The sequence below is a fragment of the Polaromonas sp. P1_A2 genome, from assembly GCF_056406895.1.
In genome coordinates, this window is sequence record NZ_JBFTZI010000001.1 from 708,661 (window position 1) to 720,962 (window position 12,302).

Here is a 12,302-nt window from a genome sequence, read left to right on the forward strand (position 1 = left end):
CGCGGGCGCCCATCCGGCCCGCCGCGAGGGCTGATTTGGGGGCTTTTTCAGGGGGACGGCAGGGCAAACCGGCTACAATTCAACACAGATTTTGGGGATGTTCCCAAGCCTCGCGCGGCCCGTGCCCGGCATGGACCGCTGTTTTTTTGAGGGGTTGCCGCATGCTGCAGCCAACGCCAGCGTTTCGTTTTGCCACCTCGCCCGCTCAGGGTACCCACAGCCACGATGCTGTGCTGTGGCTTCTCAAGCGTCACTGTTCACTCACCCCGGCCCAGCTCGGGTGGCTTTACGTGTCGCTGTGCGGCGTTTCGCTGGGGATTGCGGCATTCTTCTGGGCCCAGGGCGCCACCATGGTGATGCCTTTTGCCTGGGCTGAATTGCTGGCGGTGGGCGCGGCCTTTGTGGTGTATGCCCGCCATGCGGGGGATGGTGAAAAAATCGTCCTCGAAGGCGGGCAGCTGGTGGTGGAGCTTGAAACGGCGGGGCGCACCGAGCGCGCGGAGTTCAACCGCGAATGGGTGCGCATCGAACCCAAGGATGGGGATGGTTCGCTGATTGAAGTGTCGGGGCAGGGGCGGTCGGTGCAAGTGGGGCGGCATGTGCGGCCCGAGCTGCGTCCCGCGCTGGCCCGCGAGATACGGATGGCGTTGCGGGGCGGTTGAAGAGGCGCTGAAAGTCTCGCGTCAGTTCAGGTGCGGCGGGGGGACCCGCCGCTAACTTTATAATCAGCCGGTTAATTTGGTCGGTAATTGAAGCAGAAAAAGTGATCACGATGAACGTAAGCAACACCATGAGCAAAATGACACGGCTTGGCATGCAGCATGCAGGCGCAATTCTGGTATCTGCGGCCGCCTGGGTCAGCACCGCCGCTTACGCCGTCAATGACCTTCAGGGCGGCCCCGCCGTCAACCAGCTGAACCTGCACCCGGCCGTGACCAAGATCGCCGAAGAACAGCAGTGGCTGCACTGGTTCATGATGGCCATCTGCCTCGTGATCTTCGTGGCGGTGTTCGGCGTGATGTTTTATTCCATCCTGAAGCACCGCAAGTCGGTGGGCCACAAAGCGGCCAACTTCCATGAGTCCACCGCCGTGGAAATCGCCTGGACCATCGTTCCCTTTCTCATCGTGATCGGCATGGCGCTGCCCGCCACCAAGGTGCTGGTCGCCCAGAAGGACACCACCGGCGCCGACCTGACCATCAAGGCCACCGGCATCCAGTGGAAATGGGGCTATGACTACATCAAGGGCGAAGGCGAAGGCATAGGCTTTGTCTCCACGCTCGACAACACCCACCGCGAAATGTCCGACAACGGCGGCCCCAAGGCCGGCGAGGCGCCCGACAACTACCTGCTCAAGGTCGACAACCCGCTGGTTGTTCCCGTCAACAAGAAAATCCGCATCATCACCACCGCCAGCGACGTGATCCACGCCTTCGCGGTGCCGGCCTTCGGCATCAAGCAGGATGCGATTCCCGGTTTTGTGCGCGACACCTGGTTCCGTGCCGAAAAGCCGGGCGACTACTACGGCCAGTGCCAGGAGCTCTGCGGCAAGGAACACGCCTACATGCCCATCCACGTGAAGGTCGTCTCCGCCGCCGACTACAGCGCCTGGGTCGCCGTCAAGGCCAAGGAAGCCGCCGCCAAGGCCGATGACCCGACCAAGGTCTGGACCCTCGTCGACCTGAAGGCCCGCGGCGAAAAGGTTTATGCCGCCAACTGCGCCGCCTGCCACCAGCCCAACGGCAAGGGCGCCGGCCCGATCAAGCCCCTGGACGGCTCGGCCATCGTGCTCGACGCCGACCACAAGAAACAGATTGCCACCGTGCTCAACGGTGCCGCCGGTGGCGCGATGCCGTCGTGGAAGGCTTTGAGCGACACCGATCTCGCGGCTGTTATCAGCTACACCAAGAACAACTGGTCCAACCAGACCGGCCAGATCGTCCAGCCCGCCGAAGTGCAGGCCGCCCGCAAGTAAGCCGATCCGCCCCACGACCAGAATCCGCCGGCGCCTTGCGCGCCGGCCGCCAAGATAAAGCTACAGGCCAAAGCCACCAAAGGAAGCCAAGATGAGTGCAGTTCTAGACCATCACGACCACGCGCACGACGACCACCACGACCACGCCCCGGTGGGCTGGCGCCGTTGGGTCTTCGCGACCAACCATAAAGACATCGGAACGCTCTACCTGCTGTTCAGTTTCTTCATGTTGATGTTCGGCGGCGTGCTGGCCTTGCTGATCCGCGCCGAGCTGTTCCAGCCCGGCCTGCAACTGGTCAACCCCGAACTGTTCAACCAGCTCACCACCATGCACGGCCTGATCATGGTGTTCGGCGCCATCATGCCTGCCTTCGTGGGCTTCGCGAACTGGATGATTCCGCTGCAGATCGGCGCGGCCGACATGGCTTTCGCCCGCATGAATAACTTCAGCTTCTGGCTGATGATCCCCGCCGGCATCATGCTGGCCGGCTCCTTCTTCATGCCCGGCGGCGCGCCTGCCGCGGGCTGGACGCTCTACGCGCCGCTCACGCTGCAAATGGGCCCGTCCATGGACGCCGGTATTTTCGCGATGCACATCCTGGGCGCCTCGTCCATCATGGGCTCGATCAACATCATCGTGACCATCCTGAACATGCGCGCTCCCGGCATGACGCTGATGAAGATGCCGATGTTCTGCTGGACCTGGCTGATCACCGCCTACCTGCTGATCGCCGTGATGCCCGTGCTGGCAGGCGCCATCACCATGACTCTGACCGACCGTCACTTCGGCACCAGCTTCTTCAACCCCGCCGGCGGCGGCGACCCGGTGATGTACCAGCACATCTTCTGGTTCTTCGGCCACCCCGAGGTCTACATCATGATCTTGCCGGCTTTCGGCATCATCAGCCAGATCATTCCGGCCTTCTCGCGCAAGCGCCTGTTCGGCTACGCCTCCATGGTGTACGCGACCGGCTCCATCGCCATCCTGAGCTTCGTCGTGTGGGCGCACCACATGTTCACCACCGGCATGCCGGTCACGGGCCAGCTGTTCTTCATGTACTCCACCATGCTGATCGCCGTGCCCACGGGCGTGAAGGTGTTCAACTGGATCGCCACCATGTGGCGCGGTTCCATGACCTTTGAAACCCCCATGCTGTTCGCGGTGGGCTTCATCTTCGTGTTCACCATCGGCGGCCTGACGGGCGTGATTCTGTCGGTCGCGCCGATCGATATCCAGCTGCAGGACACGTATTACGTGGTGGCCCACTTCCACTACGTGCTGGTGGCCGGTTCGCTCTACGCGCTGTTTGCCGGCTACTACTACTGGTCGCCCAAATGGACCGGCGTGATGTACAACGAAACCCGCGGCAAGATCCACTTCTGGTGGTCGCTGATTTCCTTCAACGTGACCTTCTTCCCAATGCACTTCCTGGGCCTGGCCGGCATGCCGCGCCGTTATGCCGACTACCCCATGCAGTTCGCCGACTTCAATGCCGTGGCCAGCGTGGGCGCCTTCTTCTTCGGCTTCGCGCAGCTTTATTTCTTCCTGTTCATCGTGGTGCCCACGATGCGCGGCAAGGGCGCACCGGCCAAGCAGAACCCCTGGGTCGACGAAGGCGGCAAGGGCGCCGAAGGCCTGGAGTGGGAAGTCCCGTCCCCCGCGCCTTTCCACACCTATGAAACCCCGCCCAAGCTGGATGCCTCGGCAACCCGCGTGATCGGCTGATTCAAACTCCTAATCGGTCAACCGCCATGACGACACCTGAGCAAAAGAAAAGCAACCTGAGGCTGGCCCTGATACTGGCCTCGGTCGCGTTGGTCTTTTTTCTGGGCTTCATGGCCAAGATGATTTTCCTGGCGCACTGAACCGGTCCGTCCGGCACCAGGCTCAAAGCGATACCACTGTGATGCGGCTCAAGCGCGAAAACTTCAAGATGATGGGCAAGCTGGGCGTGATCGTGCTCGGCATGTTCGCCTTCGGTTATGCGCTGGTGCCGCTTTACAAGGCGATTTGCGAGATGACCGGCATCAACGTGCTGGCCCTGTCCGACCGTCAGATTCCCGGGGCGACTTCCAGCCTGCCGGCCAATACCCAGGTGGACTTCAGCCGCACCATCACCGTCGAGTTCGACGCGAATTCGCGCGGCCCCTGGCAATTCAAGCCCGCGACAAACACGCTGCAGGTGCATCCCGGCGAGCTGACCACGGTGATGTACGAATTCCAGAACGTGCAGAACCGGACCATGTCAGCCCAGGCCATTCCCAGCTACGCGCCCGCGCAGGCCGGCGCCCACTTCAACAAGCTGGAATGCTTCTGCTTCAGCCAGTACACCCTGGCGCCCGGCGAGAAAAAGCAGTGGCCGGTGGCCTTTGTCATCGACCCGAAGCTGTCGAAAGACGTGAGCACCATCACGCTGTCCTATACTTTTTTTGAAGTCGGCGGCAAGACGCCGGCCGCACCGGCCACGCCCAAGGCGACGACGGCCGCCGCGGTACCTGAAAAACAGGCAGGCGCATGAGCAGCATGGCCGCCGCACCCGCCAAAAAACCTTCCTTCTGGCGCACGGTCAAGGCCGTGGCCTGGTCTTTCGTGGGGCTGCGCGCGCGCGGCGATTACGAGGAAGACGTGAAAAATTTGAACCCCCTCCACATCATTGTGGTCGGGCTGATCGCCGTGGTGGTATTTGTCGCAGTCCTGGTGCTGCTGGCGAAGTGGATGGTCGCGCGCTGAGGCCGCATCCGCCAGCGCATCACGGTGTGAATTAAAAGATTATTGGAAATTCGAGAGAAAAACAGGAGTCCAGCGATGTCATCAGCAACCCACGGGTCTACCCCCCACTATTTCGTTCCCAGCCCATCGAGCCATCCGGTGATGGCGTCTATCGGCCTGTTTTTTGTCATTCTCGGTGCCAGCCAATGGATCAACGGCCACGACTGGGGCAAATGGTCGGTGGCCTTCGGCATGATCTGGTGGCTGACGACGCTGTACCGCTGGTTCAGCCAGTCCATCGCCGAAAGCGAAGGCGGCATGTACGGCCGCAAGATCGACATGTCCTTCCGCTGGAGCATGAGCTGGTTCATCTTCTCGGAAGTGATGTTCTTCGGCGCCTTCTTCACCGCCCTGTGGTGGGCCCGCGCGCACTCGCTGCCCGCGCTGGGCAGCCTGGACAACGCGCTGCTCTGGCCCGACTTCAAGGCCGTCTGGCCCAGCCTGGCCGCCGGCGTGACCGCTTCCCCCGCTGACATCATCGAGCCATTCACCGCCATGAAGCCGCTGGCCATTGGCGGCGGCATCTGGGCCAGCATCATGGGCTCCCTGCCGACGGTCAACACCGCGCTGCTGCTGAGCTCCGGCGTCACCATCACCATCGCCCACCATGCGCTGATCGAAGGCAAGCGCGCCCGCACCATCGCCTTTATGTGGGCCACGGTTCTGCTCGGCGTGGTCTTCCTGTTCGTGCAGGGCTATGAGTACTTCCATGCCTACCATGAGATGAACCTGAAGCTGTCGTCCGGCGTGTACGGCTCGACCTTCTTCATGCTCACGGGTTTCCACGGCTTTCACGTGTTCGTCGGCATGCTGATGCTGCTGTTCATCACGCTGCGCCTGCAAAAAGGCCATTTCACGCCTGAAAAGCACTTCGGCTTTGAAGGCGCCGCCTGGTACTGGCACTTTGTGGACGTCGTTTGGCTGGGCCTGTACATCCTGGTGTACTGGCTGTAAGAACCTGTTCGCGGCCTAAACGGGGCCGCGCAAGTACCTTCTCGGGATGGGATGCAAGGCGCGGTGCGACGCCCATAGTTCACCTATGGGCTAGCGCCGCAACGCCGCAGACCGCCCGAGAAGGCACTTGCCCTCCGGGTTGGGGTGAAATCGGGCGATTGAGCCACCCGAGCCCTTGCATGGGCATTAGCCCATGCGGCGTTCCCGGTCGGCCCACTCATCCCGATTGCACCCCAACGCGGCCCCGTTTAGGTCGTGAACAGGTTCTTTGGAACCAATCGCGGCCCAGGCCGCTCAACCAAAGGCCGCTTGATGCGGCCTTTGTTCTTTATTTCGCCACCTGGCGTGACGTTTATTTGCCCGCGGGAATACCGGTGGGCTGTATGTAACCGAGCTTCCACGCAATCAGAATGCAGATGAACAGCAGCACAGAGAACCCGATACGGAAGGCCAGCGCGCGCGCCATATTGCTGGCTTTGCGCTTGCCGTCCTTGTTGTCGCCGCTGCTGCCCCTGAGCATGAAAAAAAGCGCGGAAGCCAGGCTGGCCAGGATGGCGATAAACGCCAGTGCAACGAGGTAGTTCATGAACAGGATTATCGGCGCATGACACCGGCTTTGCATTCCCCGCGCTTCTGGCTGCTGACCGCGGCCGCCGTGCTGGTGGCCGGCACCACCTTCTCGCTGGGGCAGTGGCAGCTGCGCCGTGCCGCGCAGAAGGAAGCCCTGCAGGCCGCCGTCGAGTCCAAGGGCCGCCTGCCCGCGCTCGATGCGCGCGCGCTGCTCGCGGTCCCGAACATGGCGGATGAGATACACCGGCCGGCCGTGCTCAAGGGCAACTGGCGGCCGGAACACACGGTCTACCTCGACAACCGGCCCATGGCCGGCAAGACCGGTTTTGTGGTGCTCACGCCGCTGGTGCTGGAAGGCAGCGCCCAGGCCATCGTGGTCCAGCGCGGCTGGGTGCCGCGCGATTTCGCCGACCGCACGCGCCTGCCGCAGGTGGCGACGCCCACCGGCAGCGTCACCGTGGAGGGCCGTATCGCCTTGCCACCTTCCAAACTTTATGAGTTCCAGGGCATAGAGACCGGCCGGATACGGCAAAATCTTGACTTGCCGGCCTACCGGGCGCAAACCGGCCTGCCGCTGCTGGAGGTTTCCCTGCTGCAGACCGGCGCGGCCAGCGAAGGCCTTCTGCGCGAATGGGCTGCCCCGAATCTCGGCGTCGACAAGCACTACGGTTATGCCTTCCAGTGGTTCGGCCTGTGCGCCCTGGTGAGCATTCTTTATGGCTGGTTTCAGCTGGTTCTTCCTTTCCGTGCCCGTATCCACTCACGCCGCCCAACAAGCCGCGATCAACTGCCGTGACCACTACGCCTGACACCTCCCCCAACTCTGCCACTGTGCCCGCCTCACAGGACCAGCCCCTGGGCCTGACCGTGCACACCATGCCCGTGCTGGACCAGTCCAGCACGCGCGAGCCGAACACCGTCGCCGGCCGCTGGAAGATGCTGGCCGTGCTGCTGGTGTGCGCCGCCCCGGTGGTCGCCTCCTATTTCACCTACTACGTGGTCCGGCCTGAAGGCCGCCGCAATTTCGGCGAACTGATAGACCCGCAGCGTCCGCTGCCGCCGCTGGCCACGCGCGCGCTTGACGGCCGCACCGGCACGCTGACGGCGCTCAAGAACCAGTGGCTGCTGATCAGCGTGGCCGGCGGCGCCTGTGATGCGCGCTGCGAACAGAACCTGTATTTCCAGCGCCAGCTGCGCGAGTCGCTGGGCAAGGAAAAAGAGCGCGTGGACCGCGTCTGGCTGGTCGCCGACGACGCGCCCGTGCGCGATGCGCTGCTGCCGGCACTGGCCTCCTCGGCCGTGCTGCGCGTGGCACCGGCCGAACTGGCGCAGTGGCTGGAGCCCGCCGCCGGCAAGCGCCTGGAAGACCACCTCTACCTGGTCGACCCCATCGGCAATTTGATGATGCGTTTCCCGGCCGACATGGATACCGCCGCCGCGGCCAAGGCCAAGCGCGACCTGGAGCGCCTGCTGCGCGCCTCGAGCAGCTGGGACAAGGAGGGTCGTTAAACCGGCGAAGCCGGCTTAACGCCTGTCTCACATCACACCATGTCCAGTACCGCCCTTTACGACCTGAGCCCCGCCCTGCGCCTGATGATCATGGGCCTGGTGGTCGCGCTCGGGCCGCTGGCCTGGGTCTGGGCGCACAACAAGAACGCGCCGGTGGCGCAGCGCCTGCGCGTGCTGACGCTGGTCACGCTGTTCCTCACTTTTGATCTGGTGATCTTCGGCGCCTTCACCCGGCTCACCGATTCGGGCCTCGGTTGCCCCGACTGGCCGGGCTGCTACGGCAGCGCGAGCCCGGTGGGCGCGCAAATGCATATCGAGGCCGCGCAGACCGCGATGCCGACCGGGCCGGTCACGCATTCGAAAGCCTGGATCGAGATGGTCCACCGCTATCTCGCGACGGGCGTCGGTGTGCTGATCCTCACGCTCACGGTGACCAGCTGGCTGGAGCGCAAGCGCATAGCCGTCTCGCCCTGGTGGCCCACTGTCACCTTGGTGTGGGTGTGTTTGCAAGGCGCTTTCGGTGCGCTCACCGTCACCATGAAATTGTTCCCCGCCATCGTCACCCTGCATTTGCTGGGCGGCCTGGTGCTGCTGGCTTTGCTGCGCGCGCAATCGCTGCGTTATGCCGGGCTGCAGGCGCCGCCGGCCCAGGGTTTGGGCAAGGGCCTGCGCCTGGCCGCGCTGGCCGCGTTTGCCTTGCTGTGGCTGCAGATCGCCCTGGGCGGCTGGGTCAGCACCAATTACGCGGTGCTGGCTTGCACGGACTTTCCGGGCTGCCAGAACTCGCTGTGGCCGGCCATGGACTTTCGCCAGGGTTTCACGCTGTGGCGCGAGCTGGGCGCGGGCCATGACGGCGCCAACATCAGCTTCCAGGCGCTCACGGCCATCCACTATGTGCACCGCCTCACGGCCTACCTGGTGTTTGCCGTGTTCCTCGTGCTGGCTTTCTTTCTGCACCGCCTGCCGGCGTTTCGCGCGCCCGCGCGCTGGCTGGCCGGGCTCATCGTGCTGCAGGCCGTGACCGGCATCAGCAACGCCGTGCTGGGCTGGCCTTTGCTGGCCGCCGTCATGCACACCGGTGGCGCCGCGGCCCTGGTCATTGTGCTCGGCGGCGTGGTCTTTTCCGGCCGCGGCGAGCCCCGGCGCCACATGCGTCAAAATTGAAGGTCTAGCGACTCCCCATGAACCCCAGTACCCCGTCCGCCGCCCCGGCTTCCGCCGCGCCCCACGTTCCGTCGAAGTTCGCGCAGTTCTATGCGCTGACCAAGCCGCGTGTGGTGCAGCTCATTGTGTTCTGCGCGCTGATCGGCATGGTGCTGGCCGTTCCCGGCGTTCCCACCTGGCCCGACGTCAGGCTCGCGCTCATCGCCTGCGCCGGCATCTGGCTGGTTGCCGGGGCCGCCGCGGCCTTTAACTGCCTGGTCGAGCAGCATATCGACGCGCGCATGCGCCGCACCGCCTGGCGTCCCACGGCCAAGGGCGAGCTCAGCAACCCGCTCACGCTGGCCTTTTCGGCCGCGCTGTGCGCGCTGGGCTCCTGGATCCTGTACGTGTGGGTGAACCCGCTCACCATGTGGCTGACCTTTGCCACCTTCATCGGCTATGCGGTGGTCTACACCGTGATCCTCAAGCCCATGACGCCGCAGAACATCGTGATCGGCGGTGCCTCGGGCGCCATGCCGCCGGTGCTGGGCTGGGCCGCGATGACGGGCTCGGTCGGCCCCGAGGCGCTGATCCTCTTCCTGATCATCTTCCTCTGGACGCCGCCGCATTTCTGGGCGCTGGCGCTGTACCGCGTCGAGGATTACCGCAAGTCCGGCCTGCCCATGCTGCCCGTCACCCACGGCAACGCCTTCACGCGCCTGCAGGTATTTTTGTACACGCTGGTGCTGTTTCCGGCCTGCCTGATGCCTTTCATCTTCAAGATGAGCGGCTGGCTTTACCTGGTGGCCGCCGTGGCGCTGAGCATGGGCTTTAGCTGGTACGGCTGGCGCCTGTGGCGCAACTATTCCGATGCGCTGGCGCGCAAGACATTCCGCTTTTCGCTGATTCATCTTTCGGCCTTGTTCGCGGCACTGCTGCTGGACCACTACCTTGTCTGAACCCCGCATGAAAACCCCCAACACCTTGCCGCCCACGCGCCGCGGCGCGATTCGAACCCTGGCCGGCGCCGCCGCGCTCGCGGCCACGGCCTGCCTGCTGGCGGCCTGCGCGCCCGACAAGCCGCAGTTCAAAAGCATAGACCTGACCGGCGCCGACTATGCGCAGGGCTTCACGCTGGCCGACCACAACGGCCAGGTGCGCACGCTCAAGGATTTCCCCGGCAAGGTGGTCGTGGTCTTCTTCGGTTTCACGCAGTGCCCCGACGTCTGCCCGACCTCCATGGCCGAGCTGGCCCAGGTCAAGAAGCTGCTGGGCCCCGACGGCGACAAGCTGCAGGCCATCTTCATCACCGTCGACCCCGAGCGCGACACGCCCGAGCTGCTCAAGGCCTATATGGGCAACTTCGACCCGGGCTTCCTGGCACTGCGCCCCACCATGGCCCAGTTGCCGGAAGTCGCCAAGGACTTCAAGGTCTATTACAAAAAGGTCGACGGCAAGACCCCCGGCAGCTACACCATGGACCACTCCGCGGGCAGCTATGTCTTTGACGGCAAGGGCCGCATACGCCTGTACAACCGTTATGGCGGCGGCGCGGAAATGCTGGCGTCCGACATCCGCCTGCTGCTGAAGAACTCCTGAGCAGCCCGGTTAAAAATTCACCGTCTTGATGGACTTGCGCGTGTTGGCCGGCATCTCGCGCAGGGACTTGAGCATGTAAGCCACATGCAGCGCGGCGTCCGGCTGCGCGCCGCACTGCGCGTCCGGCACCATGGCGATCGCGACGTGCAGCTTCAGGTGCGAGCCCACGGGCAGTAAATCGGATGGCTGCAGCGCGCGCGCCACCAGCTGGGTGGCCGCGGCCACGGCCTGCGCGGCGGTCACCGGCCCTTCTATCAACAAGGCAAACTCGCTGTCGCCGACGCGCGCGGCGATGTCGATGTCGCGCGCGAGTTTGCGCAGGCAGGAACCTGCCAGCACCAGCGCGTAGTCGGCAATCTGCCGCCCGTGCTCCCTGGCGAACCAGCCGTGGTTGGAGAGCTCAATCATCAGCAGCGCGCTGCGGTGCCCGTAGCGGCTGGAGCGCAGCAAGGCCTCCTGCAGCCGCGCCTCGAAGGTGTGCAGGTTGCTCAGGCCGGTGAGCGGCTCGGTTTGCGCCAGCGCCGCGGCGCGCGCCCGGGCTTCGCGGCGCTGCGCGCCCCGCCGCAACAGGCCGTAAAACAGCAGCGGTGTTTCCAGCGCCGCGCCCAGGGTGAGGCCATACTGGGTGAGGAAGCTGATCGGGATCAGGCCCAGGTCGCGCAGTATGGGAAAGGGCACCGCGACCGCGACCGGCACAAAGCCCAGCGCGATCCAGCGCATGGTGGGCTCGCCGCCTCGCCAGGCGATGAACACCATGACGCAGATCAGCACCAAGGCCGCGACGATCAGGGCCGTGACGGCGATAAAGCCCGCGCGTGTCGGCAGCGCTGTGTCCAGCAGCGTCAGCAGCGCCAGCACGGTGATCAGCCTGAGCGACAGCCAGTCCAGCACCGCCGAGAATTGCCGCGGACGGGTTACTACACGGGCAAACCAGAGGCCGCTGCAGGTTGCCAGTACCGGCAGCAAAAAGGCCGAAAGATCGTTCCAGGTCGGCCAGTCCGGCCAGAGGTATTGCCCGCCTATGCCCAGCAACGCGGCCTGCGCCGCCGCCAGCGCGCCGATGTAAACGGCATAGGCGGCGAAACTCCTGTCCCTGAATGCCACGGCATAGGCGGCGGCCACCAGGGCCATCAGCAGCGCCAGGCCGAAGTAGGCGCCCAGCAGAAACTGCTCCTGCATGCGCTGCGCCAGCAGGGCAGGGTGCTTGTAGATGTAAAGAGGCGCTGAAAACGGCCTGCGCGCCTGCTCTATGCGTATGAAATAGGTGACCGGCCGCGTCTGCTCGCTGTCCAGGTCGAAGACCGGAAAGCGGTCGGGGCGCGGCCACTGGTTCACCGGGATTTTGTCGCCCGCCTTTTGTTCGACCCAGTTCCCGGCGGCGTCGCGGTAATGCAGGCTCACGCGGTCCACGCCGGCGCTGCTCACTTCCAGCGCCCAGCGCTGCGACAGGTCGGGCTGCATGGCGTTAAAGCGTACCCACATCACCTTGCCCTCCAGCATGGCGGTGTGGCCGGCCGGCCGCATCGCAAACGGCAGGTCGTACTCCCAGGCTTCCATCTGTTCCAGCACGGCCTTGCCGGTCACGTCGATCCAGAACTGGCTGTGTTCGGCCAGTTCGATCTGGCCGTCGGGCGCGTTGAGCTGAAGCACCGGCAGCCGCGCGTCGGCGCCTGGCTGCGCCCATCCCGGCATGGCCGCACCCAGCAGGTACGCCGCCAACATTCCCCGGAAACAACCCACGGAGAAAACAGGGAAGAGGGCGCGCATGAACCGCTGAACACG

General features: G+C 64.5%; 14 protein-coding genes. 12 read left to right on the plus strand and 2 right to left on the minus strand.

The genetic code is table 11. The features are described from left to right. Window positions 1-161 precede the first annotated feature (161 nt). From AC1D09_RS03290 to AC1D09_RS03320, 7 genes are all read left to right on the plus strand, one after another. The gene (locus tag AC1D09_RS03290; RefSeq protein ID WP_083336811.1) at window positions 162-662 is read left to right on the plus strand and encodes a DUF2244 domain-containing protein; all 501 of its coding nucleotides are present in this window, start codon (window positions 162-164) and stop codon (window positions 660-662) included. Between the two features lie 137 nt (window positions 663-799). Beyond that, entirely contained in the window at window positions 800-1,975 is a 1,176-nt protein-coding gene (gene coxB / locus AC1D09_RS03295) for a cytochrome c oxidase subunit II (protein WP_477662378.1), read from the plus strand. A gap of 91 nt (window positions 1,976-2,066) precedes the next feature. Next, a complete protein-coding gene (ctaD, locus tag AC1D09_RS03300) occupies window positions 2,067-3,701 on the plus strand; it encodes a cytochrome c oxidase subunit I (protein WP_477700931.1) in 1,635 nt (544 codons plus the stop codon). 26 nt (window positions 3,702-3,727) lie between these two features. Continuing rightward, a complete protein-coding gene (locus AC1D09_RS03305) occupies window positions 3,728-3,841 on the plus strand; it encodes a cytochrome oxidase small assembly protein (protein WP_217631815.1) in 114 nt (37 codons plus the stop codon). 41 nt (window positions 3,842-3,882) lie between these two features. Then, window positions 3,883-4,494, plus strand: a complete 612-nt coding sequence (locus AC1D09_RS03310; RefSeq protein WP_477662357.1) for a cytochrome c oxidase assembly protein — start codon at window positions 3,883-3,885, stop codon at window positions 4,492-4,494. Next, window positions 4,491-4,706 (plus strand): DUF2970 domain-containing protein, encoded by a 216-nt coding sequence (locus AC1D09_RS03315; RefSeq protein ID WP_074576540.1) that lies wholly within the window; start codon window positions 4,491-4,493, stop codon window positions 4,704-4,706. Before AC1D09_RS03310 ends, AC1D09_RS03315 begins: the two co-directional genes overlap by 4 nt. Before the next feature lie 75 nt (window positions 4,707-4,781). Further along, the gene (locus AC1D09_RS03320) at window positions 4,782-5,699 is read left to right on the plus strand and encodes a cytochrome c oxidase subunit 3 (RefSeq protein ID WP_413325275.1); all 918 of its coding nucleotides are present in this window, start codon (window positions 4,782-4,784) and stop codon (window positions 5,697-5,699) included. 352 nt (window positions 5,700-6,051) lie between these two features. Here AC1D09_RS03320 and AC1D09_RS03325 read toward each other — a convergent pair whose 3' ends face one another. Next, window positions 6,052-6,285, minus strand: coding sequence for a twin transmembrane helix small protein (locus AC1D09_RS03325; RefSeq protein ID WP_477662356.1), 234 nt, complete (start codon window positions 6,283-6,285; stop codon window positions 6,052-6,054). A gap of 18 nt (window positions 6,286-6,303) precedes the next feature. On the opposite strand from AC1D09_RS03325, the gene AC1D09_RS03330 reads away from it, so the two are divergent. From AC1D09_RS03330 to AC1D09_RS03350, 5 genes are all read left to right on the plus strand, one after another. Beyond that, the gene (locus AC1D09_RS03330) at window positions 6,304-7,065 is read left to right on the plus strand and encodes an SURF1 family protein (protein WP_477662355.1); all 762 of its coding nucleotides are present in this window, start codon (window positions 6,304-6,306) and stop codon (window positions 7,063-7,065) included. An 80-nt stretch (window positions 7,066-7,145) separates the two neighbouring features. Continuing rightward, complete coding sequence (locus AC1D09_RS03335) at window positions 7,146-7,778, plus strand: hypothetical protein (RefSeq protein WP_477662377.1); 633 nt, start codon at window positions 7,146-7,148, stop codon at window positions 7,776-7,778. Between the two features lie 39 nt (window positions 7,779-7,817). Next, complete coding sequence (locus AC1D09_RS03340; protein ID WP_477662354.1) at window positions 7,818-8,942, plus strand: COX15/CtaA family protein; 1,125 nt, start codon at window positions 7,818-7,820, stop codon at window positions 8,940-8,942. A gap of 17 nt (window positions 8,943-8,959) precedes the next feature. Continuing rightward, window positions 8,960-9,880: a heme o synthase gene (gene cyoE, locus AC1D09_RS03345; protein WP_477662353.1), complete on the plus strand. Its 921-nt coding sequence runs from the start codon at window positions 8,960-8,962 to the stop codon at window positions 9,878-9,880. A gap of 7 nt (window positions 9,881-9,887) precedes the next feature. Then, the gene (locus AC1D09_RS03350; RefSeq protein ID WP_477662352.1) at window positions 9,888-10,520 is read left to right on the plus strand and encodes an SCO family protein; all 633 of its coding nucleotides are present in this window, start codon (window positions 9,888-9,890) and stop codon (window positions 10,518-10,520) included. 9 nt (window positions 10,521-10,529) lie between these two features. Here AC1D09_RS03350 and AC1D09_RS03355 read toward each other — a convergent pair whose 3' ends face one another. After that, complete coding sequence (locus tag AC1D09_RS03355; protein ID WP_477700932.1) at window positions 10,530-12,212, minus strand: 7TM diverse intracellular signaling domain-containing protein; 1,683 nt, start codon at window positions 12,210-12,212, stop codon at window positions 10,530-10,532. Window positions 12,213-12,302 lie beyond the last annotated feature (90 nt).

Excerpts from the sequence above, each read along its gene's own strand:
- AC1D09_RS03335 (WP_477662377.1), top strand. The coding sequence starts at position 7,146 with ATGCCCGTGCTGGACCAGTCCAGCACGCGCGAGCCGAACACCGTCGCC.
- AC1D09_RS03350 (WP_477662352.1), top strand. The coding sequence starts at position 9,888 with ATGAAAACCCCCAACACCTTGCCGCCCACGCGCCGCGGCGCGATTCGA.
- AC1D09_RS03355 (WP_477700932.1), bottom strand. The coding sequence starts at position 12,212 with ATGCCGGGATGGGCGCAGCCAGGCGCCGACGCGCGGCTGCCGGTGCTT.
- AC1D09_RS03330 (WP_477662355.1), top strand. The coding sequence starts at position 6,304 with ATGACACCGGCTTTGCATTCCCCGCGCTTCTGGCTGCTGACCGCGGCC.
- ctaD (WP_477700931.1), top strand. The coding sequence starts at position 2,067 with ATGAGTGCAGTTCTAGACCATCACGACCACGCGCACGACGACCACCAC.
- AC1D09_RS03310 (WP_477662357.1), top strand. The coding sequence starts at position 3,883 with ATGCGGCTCAAGCGCGAAAACTTCAAGATGATGGGCAAGCTGGGCGTG.
- AC1D09_RS03305 (WP_217631815.1), top strand. The coding sequence starts at position 3,728 with ATGACGACACCTGAGCAAAAGAAAAGCAACCTGAGGCTGGCCCTGATA.
- AC1D09_RS03320 (WP_413325275.1), top strand. The coding sequence starts at position 4,782 with ATGTCATCAGCAACCCACGGGTCTACCCCCCACTATTTCGTTCCCAGC.
- AC1D09_RS03340 (WP_477662354.1), top strand. The coding sequence starts at position 7,818 with ATGTCCAGTACCGCCCTTTACGACCTGAGCCCCGCCCTGCGCCTGATG.
- AC1D09_RS03315 (WP_074576540.1), top strand. The coding sequence starts at position 4,491 with ATGAGCAGCATGGCCGCCGCACCCGCCAAAAAACCTTCCTTCTGGCGC.
- coxB (WP_477662378.1), top strand. The coding sequence starts at position 800 with ATGACACGGCTTGGCATGCAGCATGCAGGCGCAATTCTGGTATCTGCG.
- AC1D09_RS03290 (WP_083336811.1), top strand. The coding sequence starts at position 162 with ATGCTGCAGCCAACGCCAGCGTTTCGTTTTGCCACCTCGCCCGCTCAG.
- cyoE (WP_477662353.1), top strand. The coding sequence starts at position 8,960 with ATGAACCCCAGTACCCCGTCCGCCGCCCCGGCTTCCGCCGCGCCCCAC.
- AC1D09_RS03325 (WP_477662356.1), bottom strand. The coding sequence starts at position 6,285 with ATGAACTACCTCGTTGCACTGGCGTTTATCGCCATCCTGGCCAGCCTG.